13 protein-coding genes and 1 tRNA gene are annotated in these 21,541 nt (G+C 45.1%); 6 read left to right on the top strand and 8 right to left on the bottom strand.

Annotated features, from left to right (window positions below; translation table 11 throughout):
• Nucleotides 1-156: 156 nt before the first annotated feature.
• Both QUA57_RS13420 and QUA57_RS13415 read right to left on the bottom strand, forming a co-directional pair.
• Nucleotides 157-2,343 carry an ATP-binding protein gene (locus QUA57_RS13420; RefSeq protein ID WP_333061406.1) on the bottom strand — a complete coding sequence of 729 codons (2,187 nt, stop codon included), beginning with the start codon at nt 2,341-2,343 and terminating at the stop codon, nt 157-159.
• Nucleotides 2,344-2,800: 457 nt separating this feature from the next.
• On the bottom strand, nt 2,801-8,314 hold the full coding sequence (locus QUA57_RS13415) for an AAA family ATPase (protein WP_333061405.1): 5,514 nt from the start codon (nt 8,312-8,314) through the stop codon (nt 2,801-2,803).
• A gap of 915 nt (nt 8,315-9,229) precedes the next feature.
• Here QUA57_RS13415 and bchB point away from each other — a divergent pair.
• Both bchB and QUA57_RS13405 read left to right on the top strand, forming a co-directional pair.
• Nucleotides 9,230-10,756 (top strand): ferredoxin:protochlorophyllide reductase (ATP-dependent) subunit B, encoded by a 1,527-nt coding sequence (gene bchB / locus QUA57_RS13410; protein ID WP_190659189.1) that lies wholly within the window; start codon nt 9,230-9,232, stop codon nt 10,754-10,756.
• Between the two features lie 91 nt (nt 10,757-10,847).
• Nucleotides 10,848-11,591 carry a hypothetical protein gene (locus tag QUA57_RS13405; protein WP_333061404.1) on the top strand — a complete coding sequence of 248 codons (744 nt, stop codon included), beginning with the start codon at nt 10,848-10,850 and terminating at the stop codon, nt 11,589-11,591.
• Nucleotides 11,592-11,812: 221 nt separating this feature from the next.
• On the opposite strand, the gene QUA57_RS13400 is transcribed toward QUA57_RS13405, so the two are convergent.
• Entirely contained in the window at nt 11,813-12,649 is an 837-nt protein-coding gene (locus QUA57_RS13400) for an SGNH/GDSL hydrolase family protein (RefSeq protein ID WP_333061403.1), read from the bottom strand.
• A gap of 718 nt (nt 12,650-13,367) precedes the next feature.
• Entirely contained in the window at nt 13,368-13,745 is a 378-nt protein-coding gene (locus QUA57_RS13395; RefSeq protein ID WP_333041720.1) for a Mo-dependent nitrogenase C-terminal domain-containing protein, read from the bottom strand.
• Nucleotides 13,746-14,215: 470 nt separating this feature from the next.
• On the opposite strand from QUA57_RS13395, the gene QUA57_RS13390 reads away from it, so the two are divergent.
• Nucleotides 14,216-14,806 (top strand): rhomboid family intramembrane serine protease, encoded by a 591-nt coding sequence (locus tag QUA57_RS13390; protein ID WP_333061402.1) that lies wholly within the window; start codon nt 14,216-14,218, stop codon nt 14,804-14,806.
• 122 nt (nt 14,807-14,928) lie between these two features.
• Here the strand turns inward: QUA57_RS13390 and QUA57_RS13385 are convergent, their stop codons facing one another.
• Entirely contained in the window at nt 14,929-17,817 is a 2,889-nt protein-coding gene (locus QUA57_RS13385; RefSeq protein WP_333061401.1) for a PAS domain S-box protein, read from the bottom strand.
• A gap of 51 nt (nt 17,818-17,868) precedes the next feature.
• Between QUA57_RS13385 and QUA57_RS13380 the strand changes: the two genes are divergently transcribed.
• The 3 genes from QUA57_RS13380 to QUA57_RS13370 all read left to right on the top strand — a co-directional run bounded on the left by QUA57_RS13380 (nt 17,869) and on the right by QUA57_RS13370 (nt 19,306).
• Nucleotides 17,869-18,039, top strand: coding sequence for a hypothetical protein (locus tag QUA57_RS13380; RefSeq protein WP_333041716.1), 171 nt, complete (start codon nt 17,869-17,871; stop codon nt 18,037-18,039).
• Nucleotides 18,040-18,503: 464 nt separating this feature from the next.
• On the top strand, nt 18,504-18,887 hold the full coding sequence (locus QUA57_RS13375; protein ID WP_333061399.1) for a hypothetical protein: 384 nt from the start codon (nt 18,504-18,506) through the stop codon (nt 18,885-18,887).
• Between the two features lie 230 nt (nt 18,888-19,117).
• Entirely contained in the window at nt 19,118-19,306 is a 189-nt protein-coding gene (locus QUA57_RS13370; RefSeq protein ID WP_333061398.1) for a DUF2949 domain-containing protein, read from the top strand.
• 396 nt (nt 19,307-19,702) lie between these two features.
• Here the strand turns inward: QUA57_RS13370 and QUA57_RS13365 are convergent.
• The 3 genes from QUA57_RS13365 to QUA57_RS13355 all read right to left on the bottom strand — a co-directional run bounded on the left by QUA57_RS13365 (nt 19,703) and on the right by QUA57_RS13355 (nt 21,539).
• A tRNA-Met gene (locus tag QUA57_RS13365) sits at nt 19,703-19,779 on the bottom strand.
• A 116-nt stretch (nt 19,780-19,895) separates the two neighbouring features.
• A complete protein-coding gene (locus tag QUA57_RS13360; protein ID WP_172189952.1) occupies nt 19,896-20,849 on the bottom strand; it encodes an asparaginase in 954 nt (317 codons plus the stop codon).
• A gap of 180 nt (nt 20,850-21,029) precedes the next feature.
• Complete coding sequence (locus QUA57_RS13355) at nt 21,030-21,539, bottom strand: CGLD27 family protein (RefSeq protein WP_333061394.1); 510 nt, start codon at nt 21,537-21,539, stop codon at nt 21,030-21,032.
• Nucleotides 21,540-21,541: the final 2 nt, after the last annotated feature.

Here is a 21,541-nt window from a genome sequence, read left to right as displayed (position 1 = left end):
CGGACCTATCTTTTTTTACCATAATCCAGTCAAATCCTTATTCTATCTGGCTTTGAGCGGGGTTGTCACCCCGCCAGGGTAGAGACGTTTATTCTTCAATTTTCCCTGAAGCATCATTACTCTTTCAGCCATGCTGTGGGTTGATGGTGGCGCCAATTACAAAACTTGCCTGGGGGCAAGCGGAATTTCAATAATAAACTCGCTTCCCTCTCCGGGTGCAGAAACGCAAGTCAATTTTCCGCCATGAGAACTCACAACAATCGAGTGAGAAATAGACAATCCCAAACCAGTTCCCGAACCCACCGGCTTAGTTGTAAAAAATGGATCGAATATCTTGTGCAGCACCTCAGTGTTCATCCCCGGCCCGCTGTCGGTAATTCTAATTATGACAGAATTCCTGTCTGTCACCTCTGTAGAAATTGTAATAGCAAGCTGTTGATGAGATTTTTCCGGGTGATCTCTTGCTACGAGGAGAGCATCGATCGCATTGCTGAGAATATTCATAAACACCTGATTGAGTTGTCCGGCGTAGCATTCCACCAGGGGTAGGGAACCGTAGTCTTGAATCACCTTAATAGACGGTCGTTCCGGTCTATCTTTGAGGCGGTGTTGCAAAATCAGTAGGGTGCTGTTAATACCCTCATGGATATCCACTGGTTTAAAGTCTGCTTCGTCCATCCGCGAAAAGTTTCGTAGCGATAGGACAATTTGGCGGATGCGATCGGTACCCATTTTCATCGAAGACAGCATTTTTGGCAGGTCTTCTTGCAAGAACTCCAGGTCGATTTCTTCGGCTGCGATTTGAATTTCGTCAGCAGGGTTAGGATAGTGCTGTTGATAAAGCTGCACGAACTCTAACAAATCTTGGGTGTATTGCTGTGTATGGACGAGGTTGCCGTGAATGAAGTTGACCGGGTTGTTAATTTCGTGGGCGACTCCAGCAACCAGTTGCCCCAAACTAGACATTTTTTCGCTATGAATTATCTGTGATTGGGTGCGTTGCAACTCGCTTAGGGCGTTTTTGAGTTCAACGGTGCGGTCTTCCACCCGGTCTTCTAATTCTGCATTACTTTTTTCTAAGGCGGTAAACGATTCGCGCAGTTGTCTTGCCATGTGGTTAAAGGAGTTGGCAAGGGCGTTGAGTTCTTGAATACGGCTGTCTTCTACAGCTTGGTCGAAGTTGCCAGATGTTATTGCCTCACTCGCCCGATTCAGTCGCAGAATCGGACGCGCAATCCAGCCGGAGGTGAGAACGCCCATCCCACAAGCTACCCCCAATGCTGCTAAGCAGAGCAAGATTGTGGTGCGAGTATTGGCATCAATCTGTGCCATGAACTCGCTTTCTGGCACACTCACCACCACTAACCAATCCAATCCATATTGGTCGCGCCAGGGAGTGACTTGCACATAGTAGAGTTCTCCCTGAAAATCAAGTCGGAGATCGGTGTTTCCAGAAATAGATTGAAACCCTTTGAAGCGTTGCTGGATTTGTTTGGCAATTCCCTGCACGATGGGATTGCCACTGTCGATCGCCTTCAAACGCCGAATCTCGTCTTTGACGGTGGTAAAGGGCTGTTCTTTTGCAGAATTTGCGATCAACAGCCCATTTCGTTCCATGATGAAAACCTGCCCTGAGCTACTGACATCTATATTCCGTAAGAAATCGCTCAGTTTCAACAGATGGATATCGACTCCAACCATCCCTAGCAAGCGATTATTTGCGTCATAGATGGGGCGACCAGCGGATGCAGCGATGTAGGGATAATTGGGATAATTTACGGTGACGATCCGCGACCAGATGGGTTTACCTGCTTTCATGGGTTCGGTGTACCAGGGTTCTTGCAAGTTGTCCCAATCATAAATAGTCACGACGTGAGTGCGATCGCCTTTGTTATCGGTGGCATAGTTGGTGACATTATTCGGCGGTTTGGGAGTCCAATCATCAATCACGACGGTTTTGGGGTCGTAGCGTGCGGCTCCTACTCCCTCACCCGTGGTCAGTCCAATGCCGATGTAATTCAGGTCATAGGTCTGCATTTGGTGCCAGAAATACTTACCGAGGGTTTGGCGATCGCGCACATCCAGCAATCCCATCCGAATCGCATCGGCGTTAATCTGAATCACTTGATGCGGAATAGATAAATAAGCCTCCAGATGTTGATTCACCGAAATGCTGGTTCGATCCATCAACCGATTCGCCAGGTGGTTTACCGCTTTCTGTCCATTTTTGAACGACAAATATCCCACCAGACCGACCGCTCCAAAGATTTGCAAAACAAATGGCACGATCAGTATTAGCTGCAATGGGATCGCCTTAGTTTTGCCGAAGTGACGTATATTCATGCTCTGAAATTACTTTTATTTTAGTATGATCTACTATCTACAGTTCGATCGTGAAGCTACACACAATATTTACTTTTTTAATGAAAAATCTGACACTTTTTATGCTTTATCGGAGCATTGCCACCTCGTCGCGATCGACAGTCCTCATGGCGACTGCAAAAGGGCGATCGCCCTATTAGGAAAACCCGATCGCTCGACTTTGCTACAGAGTTTTCGCCTAGTTAAAATTGCGAATTCAAAGTTTAGTAAACTGAGATGTTACACGATTCTAAATAAGGTTTTTATGGGCGGGGTCGGGGGCGCACCCCACAATAAATTCATTTTTTGTGGAACAGGCCGGAAAGCCTGTTCATGAAAATGGTGAAAGATATCAGGTAAACGCAATGCGTGGTCGGATTGTTAAGGGTTCATAACTGGAATTGATTTGGGGATGTTGGTTAATAGTGAGTGGCGCCGATTACAAAACTTGCCTGGGGGCGATCGGAATTTCAATAATAAACTCGCTCCCCTCTCCGGGTGCAGAAACGCAAGTCAATTTTCCGCCGTGAGAACTCACAACAATCGAGTGAGAAATAGACAATCCCAAACCCGTTCCCGAACCCACGGGCTTAGTTGTAAAAAATGGATCGAATATCTTGTGCAGCACCTCAGTGCTCATCCCCGGCCCGCTGTCGGCAATTCTAATTATGACAGAATTCCTGTCTGTCACCTCTGTAGAAATTGTAATCGTAGGCTGTTGATGAGAGTTTTCCGGGGAATCTCTTGCGACGAGGAGAGCATCGATCGCATTTGTCAAAATATTCATAAATACCTGATTCAACTGAGACGCATAACAAGTAATTAGTGGTAGCGTGCTGTAATTTTTAATCACCTCAATTCCCAAACGCCCGCCCTCTTTTCTCAGGCGCGGTTGCAGCAACATCACCGTACTGTCGATGCCTTGATGGATATCTACCGACTTCATTTGCGCTTCGTCGAGGCGCGAGAAATTCCGCAAGCTTAGCACAATATCCCGGATTCTTTCCGCTCCTACTTTCATGGAATCCAGCAGCTTTTGCAAATCCTCGCTCAAAAATTCCAGCTCAATTGTTTCTATTTCTTCTAGAATTTCATCAGCAGGTTCTGGATAGTGCTGCTGGTAAAGCTCAATCAATTTTAGCAAGTCTTTAACGTATTCGCTAGCTGGATTAAGGTTGCCGTAGATAAAACTTACAGGATTATTAATTTCGTGAGCTACACCAGCGACCATTTGCCCCAAACTAGACATTTTTTCCGTTTGGATTAATTGAGCTTGAGTTAGTTTGAGTTCGCGCAAAGTTTGTTCTAAACGCTCGTTTTTTTCATTTAACTCCTGCGTCCGTTCTTGCACTTTCTGTTCCACAGAATTGTAAAGCAGAGCATTTTCTAAAGAAATAGCAACTTGGGAAGAAAGCAACCTTAAAACTTCCAATCTGTGGGGAGTAAATGCTCCGACTGTCAAATTGTTTTCTAAATAAAGAATCCCAATTAGTTTGCCTTGATTGATGATTGGAGTACACAAAATAGATTGCAGTTGGTGTTTAGCGATGTAAGGATCGGCTGTGAATAGTCCCTCAGCCGCCGCATTGCTCAACACCAAATCCGAGCGAGTCCTTTCCACATAATTAATCACCGTCACAGGTAAATCATGATAGTCTCCAACAGGCGTAAATTGCAGCACAGCTACATCTTCAGCAAATACTGACGCTTTAGCTGAAATCAACAGTTGACCATCTCTAACTAAAATCAGAAAACCTAATTGAGCACCCGCATTTTCTAAGGAGATTCTCATCAAAGAAGCCAGCAACTTATCGAGGACAATTTCGCTAGAAATCGCCAGAGATGCTTTCATTACCGTTGCCAAATCCAGCACTCTCGCATCGCTGCCAGTAGAAGTATGAATAGTTGTGGTAGTTTGATTGTTGTTAAAACTTCCGTTGAGCGGCGTCATTTCCCGCAACTGCGGATACTTCTGTTCTAAATCTTCTACTTTGCGAACTGCACCCCAGCGCAAGTAGCACGAGTGAGCTTCGCGCAAGTGGATTTTGGCATATTGATACTTGCCTTTACTCAACCAAAACTTAGCTGCTAGTTCATTAGCTAGCGCTTCATTTTGAACAAACTCATTATCTTGGGCTAAATTTATAGAAAAATCGTACAGTTCTACAGCTTCTGAATCTTTCTTGGAAATTCGGGCTATTTCTGCTTGTACTAAAAGATACTTGTGCAGAAAATTTTCGGCACAGTTATCTGACCAAATTTTCATCTGTTTTTGGTTTTCCTCTAACTTTTCCAAGTATTCCTTTTGCTTCTCTTCTGAAACATTTGGGAAAACGGCGGCTAAAGTTAGAGAAAAGAAAAAATTCCATTCGGTAGCGGGTATCGCTCCGGTAATAAAAGATAGCTGTTTTTCTACTTCAAAAGCTAGTTGTAGCGCTTCGTTGAAGTTGCCGTACCAGTACATTACCTGGCATTTGCGAATCTGATATAGGCAGAGCGAGTACAAATTTTGATGAGCTTGACAGTTGTGTACGTATTCAGCTTCGCTGATATCTTCGCTTTCAAATACAAACTTTTCAGGAGTTAGTTTGCTCAAGTTACGCAGGATTAACTCTACCCCTAATAATATATCGGTTACGAGCTGATTTTTGGTTTTTTGGCTGAACTGCAAATACCTGCTAGTGTCGGCGAGAATTTGGGAGATTTCTTTACCTTGAAAAAATGAGTTAGCTATGCGGTTGGACAGGATATAACCCGCATACTCTAAATCTCCAGATTCTAAAGCTGCTTGATATCCTTCATTGCTGATTGCGTGGGAATCTTTGATGTGATTGAACCAGTAATAAAAAATACTGACCAGGGATGAACAAGCTCTGCACTTCAAGCCGATATTGCCAGATTTTTCGCTGAGATTCAGCGAGAGCAAGCCGAATTGATACGCAGCTTTGTAATCTCCCGAAACTGCGTTTAAGAACATACCGTAGCCAGCATAGCAAAGAGAGGCTTCGGGTACTAAACCGTATTGTAGAGAAAGATTGACTCCTTTTAAAACGCTAACTTTCCACAAGTCTGGATTTTTGAGGTACGCCGATGTCAGCAAGTTGGTAATTAATTTGACTGCAACTTTTTTGTCGGGTACAGTCATTTCGGGGGCGTCAATTAGGGAAGCTATTTCTCTACCTGCTAAAATATTTGTAGCTGCTGCAAATTCTTCGGATATGACTTTTTGTAGCCCGTCTAGCGGCAAGTCAATACCTAGCAAGTCCAAAGCTTGGATTCCGGCTTTAACGGCTTCTTCGTACTTCGCCCGCAGGGTGTACTGCACGATCAGCAGGTTGTAAATTTCTACCTTTTCTAAGGGCGATCGCGCTTTTTCCAGAGTTATATTAATAAATTCTTCAGACTTCTCGAAAAAACCATTTAAATACTCAACATTTGCCCGCTCCATGTGCAAGGCAAAGGCTAAGTCGTAGTGGGCATCCCAAATATCGGCGCTCAAACCGTCCATGCCTGCGGTCAAATACTGCAAGGCAGCAACATAAGCAGTGGCATCTTTGGCTCTGCGGGCGGCGTCTAAATTCAGCGTTGCCAGTTCAATTAATTCTCGATCGTCTTTAATTAGCGATCGAGCCACATTCAAGTGATCGACTAATTCAAAGATTCTGTCAGCGCGATATTCCGCTGGAGTGTTTTCTAGGATTTGCCTGCCTATTTTCAGGTGAACTGCCTTTTTTTGCGAGTCGTCGATCAGAGCGTAAGCTGCTTGCTGTACGCGATCGTGCAAAAATTTATAATTCAGAATTAATAGCGGAAACAGCACGTAATCTAATGACTTGCTTTCCAATTCCGAAGTTGGCAGAATCAATCCCGACTTAATGGCGGGCAACAGGTGAGAAAAAGTTTCCGATGCTTCTTTTTCATGAATTAAAGAAAGAGTATTTAAGTCAAATTCGTTCCCCAAACAAGCCACTAAACGCAAAACTTGCTGCGTTGAACTTGGCAGTTTCCTCAATTTTTGTACCATCAAATCTACTACATTGTCAGTGATAGCGCACTGTTCAATTTGAGTCATATCCCAATGCCAGCCGCCTTTACTACCCGACTGTGGCGGGTGAAAAACTAGCAGATTTTCCTGATACAATGTTTGCAGGAATTGATTGACAAAAAAAGGATTTCCGTCGGTTTTGCTGATTACCAATTCAGCTAAAGGTTTGACAGATTCTCGATCGCTGTGCAAAGTCTCCGCAATCAAATGAGTTATGTTTTCGACCCCCAGCGGCGACAAAGCAATCTGATTAATGATAGCTTCCTGATTTCGCAGTGTCTCCACTGTCATCATTAAAGGATGAGTAGGACTAACTTCATTATCCCGATAAGCACCAATTAAAAACAGATATTGCGTAGCTTCATCTGTCATCATCAATTCGATCAGCTTGAGAGTAGCCGAATCAGCCCACTGCAAATCGTCGAGAAAAATGACCAGCGGATGTTCTGGCTGGCAAAATACCCGAATGAAATTTTGAAATACTAAATTAAAGCGGTTCAGAGATTCCGTCGGCCCCAATTCAGCTACAGGAGACTGAGCTCCGACAATTAGTTCAACTTCGGGAATGACATCAATAATAATTTGTCCGTTTTGACCGAAGGAAGTGCGGAGTTTTTCGCGCCAAACTGCTAATTGAGCCTCACTTTCAGTTAACAGTTGCCGCACCAATTCCGAAAAAGCGCTGACAACAGCCGAGTAAGGAATAGTCCGCTTGTATTGGTCAAACTTTCCCCAAATAAAATATCCACGCCTGCGGGTAATAGGTTTGTCTAAAATCTTCACCATTGCAGATTTGCCAATGCCGGAATAACCGGCAATCAGCATCATCTCGCTGCGGGATTTATGCTGTCCTCTCGCCAGGACTGACAAGGGACTTTCTTTTTTCGATTTGCTCTCTTTTTTGATGACAGAAATTTGGGAATCTTCGGTCCGGTAGCCTCGATTATTTGTTGCTGCTACCCGTTCAAATGCCGCTAAAAGAGTTTCAACTTCTCGCTGTCTGCCGTAAAGTTTTTGAGGTATTTGAAATTTGTCGGAAATATCTTGGCGGCCGAGAGGAAACTCAGAAACAACCCCAGATGTTTGCCACTGAAACAGGCAGGATTCCAAATCGGCTTTTAGTCCCCAAGCACTTTGATAGCGCTCCTCAGGAGTTTTTGCTAACAATTTCATCACAATATCTGAAACAGTTTGGGGAATTTCAGGTGCAATTTCAGCGAGAGGTACTGGCTGTTTGGCAATGTGACAGTGAACTAACTCCATGGGATCTGTAGTGGAAAAAGGGAGTTGTCCTGCCAGGATTTCATAGAAGGTCACGCCGAGCGAATAAAAGTCGGTGCGGTAATCGACTACCCGGTTCATTCTGCCGGTTTGTTCGGGCGACATATAGGCTAAAGTGCCTTCTAGAAAATTGGGATTTTTACTCGGAATATTTTCCAGGTTGGATGCAGTTGAAATGCTAAAGTCTATTAGTTTTACTTGTCCTGTAGCCGGATTAAAAACTATATTAGAAGGGTTTATATCTTTATGAATTACATTTTTTCCGTGAATTTCGCCCAAAGTTTCCGCAACTTTGATAGCCGTAGTCAGAAATCCTAAGATGGTAAATTTTTGGGAACCCATAAATATCTTTAAAGATTCCCCGCCAAAATCTTCTAAGATCATTGCCAGACTATTTCTAACCTGTTGCAACTTATACACTTTAACAACTCCGTCCAACTGGCTCAAGTTGGCAGTGATCTCATATTCGCGCTTGTATCTATTCAGTTCTTCAGGAGTCGGATAGTCTTCTTTGATAAGTTTGATAATAACAGGTTGGTTGTTCTGCTCGTTGTGGCCGCGGTAAACCAGGGAAGTGCTGCTTTCATAAATGAGAGCGAGAACTGCAACGCCGGGAATTGCCATCATAGTTGGGTTCTCTCAAATTAGGTGTGCTTGGTCAATGTTACAGGACTGACGCGCGGCGGGCTAGAAACCCGGTTCCTTCGTTGCTAGTCGTTGACAAACCCAAGATTTTTTCGTGTAAATCGGGTTTCTTTTCGTAAATCCTATGTTATTCTTCATTATCGCTCAAGAGCTATCTTTTGGGATGTGTGGGAACGCAGGCCTTGACAGCAAAGAGCTACTGCTGACAAAAGCACGCTGGGGCTTTCGTTACCTCAGCAGTTAGGTTAACAAGATGGCAAATACAGGAGTTGTGCAAGGATTTACTCTAATACTCGATCGCCACGCTGACAACTAAATCATCTCAGCTTCCAAGCAATTGCTTGATTTTAGCCGTTCGCCATCACATCTGGTGAAAATACGCAAGTGCTGAAAGATTTATTTTTTCGGTGACAAGGGGCGAATTGTGGGTGCTAAAAAAACCGGGCGGTGCAAGTCTTAACTGCAATTCGCCGTCGAGGCGCTGAGGGAAGTAAGTGTTGCTTCGGGAGCGGCAATTTCCTTTAATTATATCTATTTTGGCTCATCGATTAACAGTTCTAACTGACCGTTAAAGCAAAGTAAATTTAACAAAAAATGCAGGATTATTGCACCTTGTCTGGTGCGCGGCAGCGAACCCTACATTAATCAAATTTGCCTAACTTTTAAGAAAATTTGAGGAAAGATTAAGAATTATTGCCATAAAACCCGGGTAAAGTTGTTTGAATTGCGAGTCAAATGCCAAGCAGACAAAGCGTTTGAGCATTTCCCAAATCTGTAAATCCTCAGAAAGTTACTATTTCTAAAGGATTCATCCGGTGAGAAAATCAGAAACCACCTTAAAATTTAGCAGTAATCGCCCGATCGGGCAATTCTCAACCAGCACCAGGAAAAATACCTATGAAATTGGCTTATTGGATGTACGCAGGCCCAGCCCACATCGGCACTTTGCGCGTGGCCACTTCCTTCAAAAACGTCCATGCGATCATGCACGCACCGATTGGAGACGACTATTTTAACGTCATGCGTTCCATGCTGGAGAGGGAACGGGATTTCACCCCGGTAACTACCAGCGTCGTTGACAGACACGTACTGGCGCGGGGTTCGCAGGAACGGGTGGTGGACAACATCACCCGCAAAGACAGAGAAGAACACCCAGATTTAATCGTGCTCACCCCGACTTGCACCTCCAGCATTCTGCAAGAAGACTTGGAAAACTTCGTGGAGAGAGCTCAATTGGATGCTAAAGGCGATGTATTGCTGGCGGATGTGAACCATTACCGCGTCAACGAACTGCAAGCAGCCGATCGCACTTTGGATCAAATCGTCCAATTTTACATAAACAAAGCCCGCAAAAAAGGCGATTTAGTAGAAGCCAAAAGCGAAAAACCATCTGTCAACATTATCGGTATGTCTACCCTGGGTTTCCACAACCAGCACGACTGCACCGAGTTGAAGCGTTTGATGGCAGATTTGGGCATTGAAGTCAACGAAGTTATTCCCGAGGGTGCTTCGGTTCATAACTTAAAAAGACTGCCCCGCGCTTGGTTTAACTTGGTTCCTTATCGGGAATTGGGGATGATGGCCGGGGAGTATTTGCAAAAAGAATTCGGTACGCCGATGGTGGATATTACGCCGATGGGTGTGGTGGAAACGGCGCGCTGTATCCGCAAGATTCAGCAAGTTTTAAACGCTCAAGGTGCGGATGTTGATTACGAAAATTTTATTGACCAACAAACTCGATTTGTGTCGCAGGCTGCTTGGTTTTCGCGATCGATCGACTGCCAAAACTTAACGGGCAAAAAAGCCGTCGTATTTGGCGATAATACGCACGCTGCGGCGATGACGAAGATTTTGGCTCGCGAGATGGGAATCCACGTTGTGTGGGCAGGAACCTACTGCAAACACGACGCTGACTGGTTCCGGGAACAGGTTAGCGAGTATTGCGATGAAGTGCTGGTGACCGACGATCACGGGGCGATCGGGGATGCGATCGCCAAAGCGGAACCTTCGGCGATTTTCGGTACCCAAATGGAACGCCACGTAGGTAAGCGGTTGGATATTCCCTGCGGCGTAATTGCTGCACCGATTCACGTCCAAAATTTCCCGATCGGCTACAAGCCATTTTTGGGTTATGAAGGTACGAATCAGTGCGTAGATTTGGTCTACAATTCCTTTACTTTGGGCATGGAAGACCACTTGCTGGAAATCTTCGGCGGTCACGATACCAAGGAAGTGATTACGAAGGGAATTTCGGCTGATTCTGATATGGGTTGGACGAAGGATGGACAAGCTGAGTTGAATAAAATCCCTGGTTTTGTGCGGGGTAAGGTGAAGCGCAATACTGAGAAGTTTGCGCGCGATCGGGGGATTGATAAGATTACCGTTGAGGTGCTGTACGCAGCGAAGGAATCTGTCGGCGCGTAGTTAGTTGGGTAAGGGCATCTCTTGTGGATGCCCTTGCTTATCAGCTTATCAAACAAATAGATTAATTTACGATAAAGTTGACTTAGGAAAAATGCCAGATATTACTCAAGACGATGGCTGGAAGGAAATATGGGCGATGGTTGACCCTAATGAATCTTGGTTAACTGATCCAGATAAGTGTTCAGAAATACAAGGGAGACTTTCCATATTCAATCAAAATCATAGTGAAAATCCACAGCATATTGATAATGTGATAACAGCTCTAGCAATAGGATTTAACCTGACCAAAGCTGCTGTTGAATGGGATAATCCTGTGGCAGGTAAGATTCTACCAAACAACCCTTCTACCGCTAATGCAAGAGGCATTCAGTGGCAACTGGTGATGGCCTACGGTGGATTTGAAAGTGTTACAAAGACATTAATGAATCTGAGAGAAAACAAGTCAGGTCTTACTCTAGCTGACGTTACAGATTTTACATCTAAATGCAATCTCCCTGATTATATTCCCTTAAAAGCACCTGATACCACCAGAAAAAATCTTGATGAATGGCTTACAAAACCATCTGGAACAGGTAAGGAACTTCTAGATTTTCTTGGTGTTGAACGTGGCGATCGAAATCAAATTAAAAACTGGCTTGTTAATAGCAATCAGATAGAAGATTGGGCTAATGCTACTATGTTAGCCAAGGCTTTAAGAAATACCACTGCACATGGTGCGCTTTCACCTACTAAAGTTAAAGACTGGGGTTTAAAACCAGCAATGAAAACTCTAGTTAAAAACCTTGGCGATCTAGTTGTTGTTGGGTTGCAGACATTAGCATCACCTAGAGTTTAGCTAAATATCAAAAATTAATCGTAAAGCGTTCGCGAAGCTTTCCAGAAGGGTAGCTATCTCGTAGGGAATCGCCCTTTTCAAACCAAGGGCGATCGCCCACGAGGAAAATTTCTACAATATCAGATGAGCCAATCTTGCTCTCATGCAAAAAATTATGTCAACCTCTACGAAAAGGCAGCATCCCGATATTGTGGCGATCGCCCGTCCAGCCTTAAAATGGTTTACCGAAGCATCCCCAATTCCGATTTAATCATCCCGCTCTCCTGCACAATCGCGGAGGCTGCTTCCCCCAAAATCCTGTGTGCGGCCGTCGTCGGATGAATGCCGTCCCAAAACAAAAATCGATCGGGACTACCACAAACACCTCCACCGGATAAACACGCACTCGTCACATTAGTCAAGCCATATTTAGCCGGAGAAGTAATGGCTTCCCGATAAAGCGCATTAGCATCCAGAGTCGCAATCTTTAAGTCAGAATGCTGTTGACTTAATACCTTAACCGTTCGCCTCAACCCCTGATTGTGTGCTTGTGTTAATGCCGTGAGCCTTGCAGAATTAGCGCCGGTTCGCGTCGCCGGTAACTGCCCCAAATCTGGTAAATTTGCCAACAGGATATTTTTGGCACCCACATCAGCAAGAGACGCGATCGCCCTCGCCACATTTTCAACGGGAAGGTTTGCATTATTTACCCCCTGCAAATAATCATTTGCACCCGCCCACAGTACATACAGCGCATGAGGGTTTGCCTGTTTTTGGGATTTAGTCCATGACTCAACTTGAGCTAACAAACCAGGAACAAGGCTATTGCGATCGCTCCCCGTTGTTGCACCTCCATAAGCCAAATTAGTAACTCGTTCAGGCTGCAACTTTAGGCGATCGGCAAGATATTCTACCCAAACCTTACCATTCGAGTAACGCCCTTGAAAGTAAGTGGAACGAGGCGGATATTGACCCCCACTTGCTCGAAACACCATTCCCATATCCGAAAGACTGTCCCCAAATACATAGAGTTCATTGACAGCCTCAGAACTTTGAGCTGATAGGATGAGTGCAACCATAAAAGATAAAAGCGCAATAATTACTGCAAAAAACGTTCTTTTCAACACTTGGTATTAGTTATATCCGTAAAATATTTGATAATTTGCGGTCGATAATTACCGAGTTCGTGATTGGGACATTTAGTGTTAGTTATATTGTTGAAATAGCTTCAATATTGGCACCAATTACTAAGATATCAATTTTGGGAAAAATGTGGGGAGTAAAACTGAACTTTAATTGTTGGTTGCCTCACTCCACTGCTCAACCTACATAGATTGGTGATGTCCTTGGCACTTTTCTCATGGTATCTAGCTCATAGGGCTCTAGAGGGGATAAAACCGTACATCTTTTGGGAGATTACCCAATAAAGTTAGGCAAGAGGCGAACCAGCAGCATCGCGGTTTTAAGCTAGCACAAGCTTTAAAACGCTCCTTTTGTTCAGGGGTGATAGCTACTCCTCCTACGAATGCAGTTCACGCTTCTGTTGACGCTTACCTATTATCCTCTCTTGATAGTTGTTTTACCTAACCGGACTCCTCCCTACAAAAGCCTCCCAAACAACCACCCTTGAGATAACTATCAATCACGAAAAAAAAGAATTGATTCAAAACTGATTTACTGGGCGATCGAGAAATTGACCGCACTTTTGTTCCTGGAAAGCCGACACAAAACAAAAACCCTCCCCAACAAGGAGAAGGGAGGGTGAAAAGACAGTGAGAAATTTAAGTTTTTGCAGAATTAACAATAAGGAGTTACATCTTCGCCACACTCGTCAGCCAAATAACACAAAGCTCGAAAGCGCAGCCCAACGATTTGCTCGTAAAGCGGATTTAACTTGCACAGCGGCGGAATGGATAATAAGGTGCGATCGCCAATTTTGACTTCTCGCTCAAACGGACACTGGCTGGGAATAAACTTACACAGCAACCGAGCCAACTTTTGACTTTTAATTGCAGTGTTATCAAGCCATTCTTTTAGCGGATGCAAGGGGTCAAAGTGTGGCTTTTGACCGTAAGGTTGAGAATTTGTAGCGACATTAACGGCTGTTTCTTGTTTGCCAAATCCTACCCAATTTGGCAGAGTTCGGTAGGAGACTGTATGCTCAAATACGTTCATTTTGCTCTGTTCCTCTTTTATAACGAGGTGCCAATAACTCTTTGTAGAGCTTGTCCCATATTATCTACAATCAGTATCTACAGCATCTCGTTTTGTTTTACCGGATTGAACTTCTTAAATTAATGACTTAGGGCGAGAAAAGTAGTTCCTGATTTTTTTTAAAGGCGGTGTGCGCTCTAAAAAGTGTCCTCATTTCAAGCCCAACGATTGATTGATAGGGTAAAAATTCTGTCTTCTACGTTCTAGCTTCAACCTTCGGTTGACTCTCCTTTTGTAGTTCAATTACAATTGTGACGCATCGAGGTGAATTATCCTATACGTGAAAATGCGGAACTTTTAATAAAACTTATCATATTTCTAAATAAGCTCTGCTGCAAAAAACCCTGAAACCTCGCCCCAACAATCTTTGCTCGCGATCGCTCAGAAACTTCTACAATGAGAAATAATCGGTATCACCGCCCTCATCACCCATGAGCAACCCAGAAACCAAAGCTATCACCCGCGAATTGCAAAGCCACGCCGTCATTCTCGGTGGCTTCGTCTCCCTCCTCTGGATTATCGAAATTGTCGATGTATTCCTGTTCCGAGGCAGGCTGAATGCCTACGGAGTCCGCCCCCGCAGCCTCGACGGACTTCAAGGCATCCTGTTGATGCCTTTTCTGCATGGCAGTTTTGCTCACTTAGCCGCCAATACCCTCCCTTTTGTGACATTGGGTTGGTTGATAATGCTGCGAGAAATGAGCGACTTTTTTATCGTGAGTGCCGTCACTGTGCTAGTCAGCGGATTCGGAGTTTGGCTGACTGGCCCGCCCTATTCCGTTCACATTGGTGCTAGCGGATTAATCTTCGGTTACTTCGGCTTTTTGCTGCTGCGGGGCTATTTTGAACGCAGCTTTACCTCTATTTTGTTATCTTTAATTGTCGGTTTCTTCTACGGCAGTTTAATTTGGGGAGTTTTGCCCTCGCAGCCGGGAGTTTCCTGGCAAGCGCATTTCTTTGGCTTTGTCGGCGGCGTATTAACAGCTCAACTTTTGGGCGGGAAGAAACGGCGAATTAACTAGAATAAGACTGAGGCTGCATCCTATCATCACCTTGGTTTATTGCTCATAAATTATCTAAAAGCGTAGGTTTTTTGTCAATAAACCTGGTTTCTTGTCTAACAATTGCGTCCCGGATAGCAAGACTAACTGCTGACCAATAATTCAACGCGGGCCGGCAAGCACACAGTAAAAACCGAACCGCAACCTAACTCGCTTTCAACGTGCATATCGCCACCCATCATCACGCAAAAGTGACGGCTAATAGTCAATCCCAAACCGGTGCCTCCGTACTTGCGCGTAGTTGAGGCGTCGCCCTGCATAAAAGCTTGAAATAAATGCTGCAATTGTTCGGGGGGAATCCCAATGCCCGTATCAGCTACGCGAAAAATTATTGAATCCGAAGGTTCTGCTATTTCTTGAGTGGTTAAGCTGTCATGTTTAACTCTTTCAATGCAGAGGGTAATAGTGCCCTGTTCCGTAAATTTGGCTGCATTGCTCAGCAGGTTGAGCAATATTTGACGAGTTTTGGTAATGTCAGCATACATCATTCCCAAGTCGTCAGCACAATAAACTTCAAACTTATTAGAATTTTTATCTATCAAGGGTTTGACAGTAGAAACTACCTCGTCAATTAAATTAACCGGATTGAAAGTTTCTAAGTAAAGTTCCATCCGCCCCGCTTCAATCTTAGAAATATCTAGAATGTCACTAATTAAAGATAGCAAGTGTTTGCCCGCTGTTTGAATTTTTTGCAAGTCGGGGATAAAGTCTTCGCAGCCTAAATCCTCGGCGTCTTCTTTGAGCATATCGCTGTAACCAATAATCGCGTTGAGGGGAGTTCGCAATTCGTGGCTCATATTAGCTAAAAAGGCGCTTTTGGCTTGGTTTGCTGCTTGAGCGGTTTGAGCGACTTTTTGGAATTCTTCTGCTAATTTGCGCTGGGTAATATCTTCGGCAATACCGACGATGCGGTAAATTTCTCCGGTTTGGCTGCAGACTGGAAAAGCCCGATCGCGCACCCAGCAAACTGAACAGTCAGATCGCACTACCCGATACTCCTCATCATAATCGCCCCGCACCTGTTTCTCAAAAGCAGCCTTGACGCGATCGAGATCCTCCGGGTGAATAGCATCCCAAAAAGCCTCCGGTTCTGACTGCAAACTCTGACAGCTCAAATTCCATATTTTTTCGCAAGCAGGGCTCACATAAAGTAGCTGCTTTTGATTGGGTTCTCTAATCCAAAATACCTCATGAATATTTTCTGCCAACTGACGAAACCGCTCCTCGCTGGCCCGCAACTTCTCCACAGCACTGTGAAATTCAGTCACATCCTGAATCAGCGATGCCACCCCGATGATCGTGCCGTCAGCATCAACCAAAGTCGTATTGTACCACTCGCAAAGAATAATTTTGCCATCCTTTCGGATGTTCTCGTTAATGCTACTAATTCCTCCTTGATTAGTGAGCAAAGTTATAGATAGTCGCCTAACATACTCCTTAGCACTCTCAGGAACTATTAGATCGACTCCGTGGCGTCCCATTGCTTCCAAGCGGTTATATCCAAAAATTCTTTCGGCTGACAAATTCCATTCCGCTACTTCAAAGTTGAGATCCCATTCAATCGCTCCCAAAGGAGTTTGGTGAAGATGGAGAGCCAGTTTTTGCTGTGATTTTTTTAGAGAAAGAATTAATTCATTTTTGTCGGCGATCGCAGATTCTACCCGATCTTCGAGAGTAGTAAACGACTCTTCCAATTGACCGGCCATCCTATTAAAAGAGCGAGCCAAGACACCCACCTCATCCTCCCGATCTACAGACGCCATCAAGCGGGGATCTACCGCCATCCCGTCCCATTCTCCCCGCGACAAAGCCTCCGCAGCCTTGCTCAGACGCTGAATCGGTACAACAATCCACCTAGAAGTCAGAGCGCCAATCGCCGTTGCCAGCACCAAAGCACCCAGACACATCACCACAGTATACCGAGTGTTGGCATTAATCCTTTCCATAAAATCGGCTTCAGGAACCGCCACCACAATCAACCAATCGAGGCCCCTGCTGTCTGAGAGTGGCGTCACCTGTAGAAATTGTCGTTGACCGTCGATCGTAAAATCTAACTGGCGAGATCTGTCAATTTTGTGCAAATCTCCGAAGCGTTCTGTCAAATACCGGGCGGTCGATCGAATTAGAAGATTCTTGCTGCTCGTTGCCACAATTCGTTTCGGAACGCCGTTGCTAACAATAAATGGCGGTTCCAGAGTAGAAGTAGCCACTAATTGCCCCGACCTTTCTACAATAAAAGTCTGTCCTGAACGGCCAATTTTTAGAGTTTCCAAGAATTGATTTAGCTTGGAAAGTGCCAAATCAGAACCCAGGATGCCAATCAGTTTTCTATCCTCGCCATAAACTGGTTGAGCCGCCGTAATCGCTAGTTTGGGAGCGTCAAAATAAGTATAAATTTTACTCCAAGTCGGTTTCCCTGCCTGCACCGGAGCTATGTACCAAGGTCGGACGCGGGGGTCGTAGTTGAGAGTAGTTTTTAATAGCTTGGTTGGTTCCCCCAACTCTGACGGCGCGTAGCTTTGAAAGTTATAGCCAGTAGATTGATTAGAAATTTGAACTTGCAACTTGCCGTCGTCGAGGCGTTCAACTCCAATAAAATCTTTTTGTTGAGAGGCGAATTGAATGTAGCTAATTTTATCAAAGGTTTTGATCTGTTGGGAGAAGTAGCGTTGCAAATTATCAGCATCCTGCACGTTCAAAATGCCGAGACGGATGGCATCGAGATTGAGCTGATTGATTTGGTGTGGCGTTTCAATATAACTATTAATATGTTGCTTGATACGCGATGTGACTTCTGTCCGCAGTTGTGCGGCAACATGGTTGACCGCTATGCGCCCGTTCCGCAACGACAGCCACCCCGTCAACCCTACCGCAGCGAAAGTCTGGAGGGCAAAAGGCACAACAAGGACGATGCGAATTGGCACTTTGCCCGACATTTTTAAAATCGGGTCGGTCAGATATTTGATGGGCATGGTAAAGCAGAATTATTATGAACCGACAACATTCCGGTCAAGTACAACTTGATGAGCGCAGGTTTTAAAGTTGAGATGGTTTTAGTAGGCAAAGTGCTGTTAATAACTCGGAATCTGCCGCTGGCAACTGAATTTTTAACGACTGCTACCGCCATCTTAGCGCGATCGGGAGCTTTGGGAACATTGGCGATCGAGATGAATGCAGTATCAATCCTGGACTGACTCTACACGCTTATACTATTATAGATTTGAGATTAAAGAATTAAAGAATTGGGAAAGACTGATTCTGTAAGGGTTTAGAATTTGCCGACAGTTGCATTTTTTTTTGAACTGGTATCTCCAACCCAGGTTTTTTTAGCGTTTTGGCGGTCTGCAACGAACTATTTTCTTGAAAAACCACCGATGGATCGCCGCTCGTGTGTCCAGCACTAACTATTTTTCCACTCCTGACGCGCGCTAATCAAACCAATCGAGTTTTTGGTTGACTCATACCTGAAATGAGGTATTTTGGCGTTTCAACCCGGTTGCTGCGTCAGTTCTATTTGACCGATAGCGCGATCGAAAATTATAAGTTTTCACAGCAACTGCAATTGATATCTCCACAAGCAGCTACTTTTGATAGAGTGCAACTTAATTCCGGCTCGGTACAATAAGCGCATAGTAGGATGCAACTAGCGGAGGCATGGATGATGAACGCAGTTATTGCTACTCTTGGCACTGCTCTCGGACTAAGCTCAATTTTTATCGGTTTGACCCCGGCGGTTCTCGCCCAACAAAGACTGCAACCAGCGCCCCAATATTCGGAAACGACTTTATCTGGGGACTCGTTGAGGACTGTGGAGGACAGAACCTTAGACTCTGACTACCAAAACTTGATTGGTGTACCAGAAACGGCGGCTAATTCTGCTAGAAGGGAAAGAAGCTTGGGCGATACATTTCGCCTCAAAATCGAGGGTCCATTGGAATTTATTACTACTCCTTCGGACGCCCAGCGTCAAGGAAATCCTTTACCTCCAAAACAAACCGACAGCGGTACAGAAGCGGGAGTTCAGCTTCAGCTAGGACTTTAGCAATTTTAAATGAATTCATTTGAAGCGAGCGATCGCGGAACCCACTTTTTGACTCTCGGAGTTATTGTGACTGCGATCGCTTTTTTATCAAAGTTTTATCACAAGTTTTGTGCGGTTTCGATCACACAAGGTTCTCTATTGTGAACCTAAAATTAGACCAATTAAACTTCCGATACAGACCGATTAGATACATATCTTTACAATAGCGCATAAAACTGGCGGTGAAGGTGATGGGAAAGGCTCAACTTATCGATTATTTGCGGGGGGAGTTGGCGATATCGAATTCGGCGATCGCCGTTGCTCTCCGACACGGTGAACAAGATGCCAGCGAACTGCCGATGGTACTGTGGCAGTACGGGTTAGTAACACTAGAACAGTTAAACCTAATTTTTGATTGGCTGGAAGCTCAGCCGATTTAGCAATTTAAAATCCTGAGTTAAAAAATATGGATATCGGATTGCAATTTTTTGACAAATAAAGCTTGCACAAACGGTCGTCTAAAAGTATAGGGTTGAGTGTTTAGGTTGAGGGGTGGGTCTTATTTTCTCCCAATTAGAAAAATACAAATATACAGTAGGGACACAGCAGTGCTGTGTCCTCCTTTTTTTTGCGGCCTAAAATAAACTGCTTTCATCTCAAATCTGGCAGCATCGGAATTAATATTACTCACAGCTTTCGAGACGGCAGTGCCGTGTTGTCTATATCATGTCGCTCCTGCAACCGGAAACGCTATCAATGTGTCGAAGATGCGATCGCAGACGGCATAAAACAAACCCCAGCAACTTTTAGGTTGCCGGGGCGTGTCTTATTTAATTTGGTGGCGGGAAGTGGATTTGAACCACTGACCTTCGGGTTATGAGCCCGACGAGCTACCAGGCTGCTCTATCCCGCGTCGCTTTGTCTCTCTTTAATATAAACATATCTTTCTGAAAATTGCAACCCCTAAATCAAAAAAACTTTTTAGATTATGGGAGGGGTTGCTTAAATCGACTCAGAGTCTCGATCGCCCTAAAGCATCGAAACTTCCCCGATTACCTCCAAGCGCTTGAAGTCACTGAGAGTGAGGTAAGTTTCCGAAAGAGTTTCGGCGATCGTTGGAGTAATCCACCCCAACTGCTTGAGCAAGTGAATCGCCACAGCAAATTGAGCGCGCTTTCCTCCATCCGTCACCTTAATTGCCAAGCCCATGCCTTCGCCAACGCGGCCAATGCACTGCACCCCTTCGGCGCCGGATTTGCTCACCAATTCCCCTTGAGTCAAGCGCATCAGTTCCGTGTCAAATTTGCCCTCACCAGCAACCATCATCGGGTGATGAGTCATAGCGCGGACAATCCGTTCCATATCCACATTGTTGCCGGAGGCTAACTGAGCGTACAAAGACGCCATTTGCCCCAACTGCAACAGATAGGTAGGAGCGCCGCAGTCGTCGCGAGCGCTGATAAACTCTTCGGCAGGCATTGCCAGCAAGTCAGCCACTTTGCCCAAAATAAGCTGCTGGACGGGATGTTTGCGGCGCAAATAAGTTTCCATAGGCCAGTGCAGTTGCTGACAGACAGCCAGCATTCCGGCGTGTTTGCCGGAGCAGTTGTATTGCAGGGCGCTCTTTTTGCCTTCGGGAATGGGGCATTGAAGTTTAGAGGGGTCAATGTCGCAGCGCCACAGGACGTTAAATACCTGGCGCGATTGCTCGATCGTACCTTGATGGGAACTGCAAATAATCGCTAAATCTCGATCGGTCAATTCGTAGCGTTCTAAAGTGCCAGTCGCCGTCACCGCCAAAGCTTGAAAAGGCTTGAGTGAAGAACGGACAAATGAGGCCGTTTCCGAGTTACCAGCAACAGACAGAACGCGCCCGCGGTTGTCGCAGACAGCGGCCTGGGCGCGGTGCCTCGATTCCACAATACCTTCGCGCAGTAGTGTGACTTCCAGTTCGGGAGCTTGGGTTCTTTTTCCCCTTGTCATATCAATTTTAGATTTTAGATTTTAGATTTTAGATTGGGGTTCAGGAAGTTATGAGTTGCGAGCTGCCAGTTAAGAGTTATAAAGTTAATCTTTCTGCGATCGTTTCTCACTCATGCACTCCGTGTGCGTTGTTGGCTGTGGGCGGCAATCTCAAAACTCAAAACTCCCTAGCCTTCCCGATTACAAACAACTCCAAGTTAGTCCCCCGGCAACCAGCAATACTGTCAAACCATAAAATGTCTGCCGCAGACGCCTGAGAATTGGTTCTAGTTGGTAGTTGACAATCAACTGATCTTGAAGCAAAACTTCGGGAGTTTTAGGCCAAGATTGACAATCGTACCAGCCAGACTCTTCGTAGACGACCGTGGGATTTGAAAGGCGCGATCGCACGTAGAACCAACCCAAGTAGAGCCGCAGCAAAGCTAATCCTAGAATAAAACCGGCACCTGCGGCACTGCTGAGGACAAACTGAGCTGGATACTTGACAGGAGCAAAGCTAGAAGCAGCTATCGGCCCCGATACCAAGCAACTCCAAGCCCACACCCAAGCTAGTTTTGCCAGGTATCCGGGCCACTTGAGTGTTACCCAGCTAAAAAACCAGGATTCTTTAAGTTCTTGGTATTCATTGATCGGTCGCTGTTCTTGCGGAACGGGACAAATAGAAGCAGAAACGTTTTTCACATTAGCCATCC

Source organism: Microcoleus sp. Pol7_B2, from assembly GCF_036701035.1.
Taxonomy (GTDB): domain Bacteria; phylum Cyanobacteriota; class Cyanobacteriia; order Cyanobacteriales; family Microcoleaceae; genus Microcoleus.
Note: the sequence above shows the minus strand (reverse complement) of the source record. Positions and strands in the feature narration are given on the sequence as shown.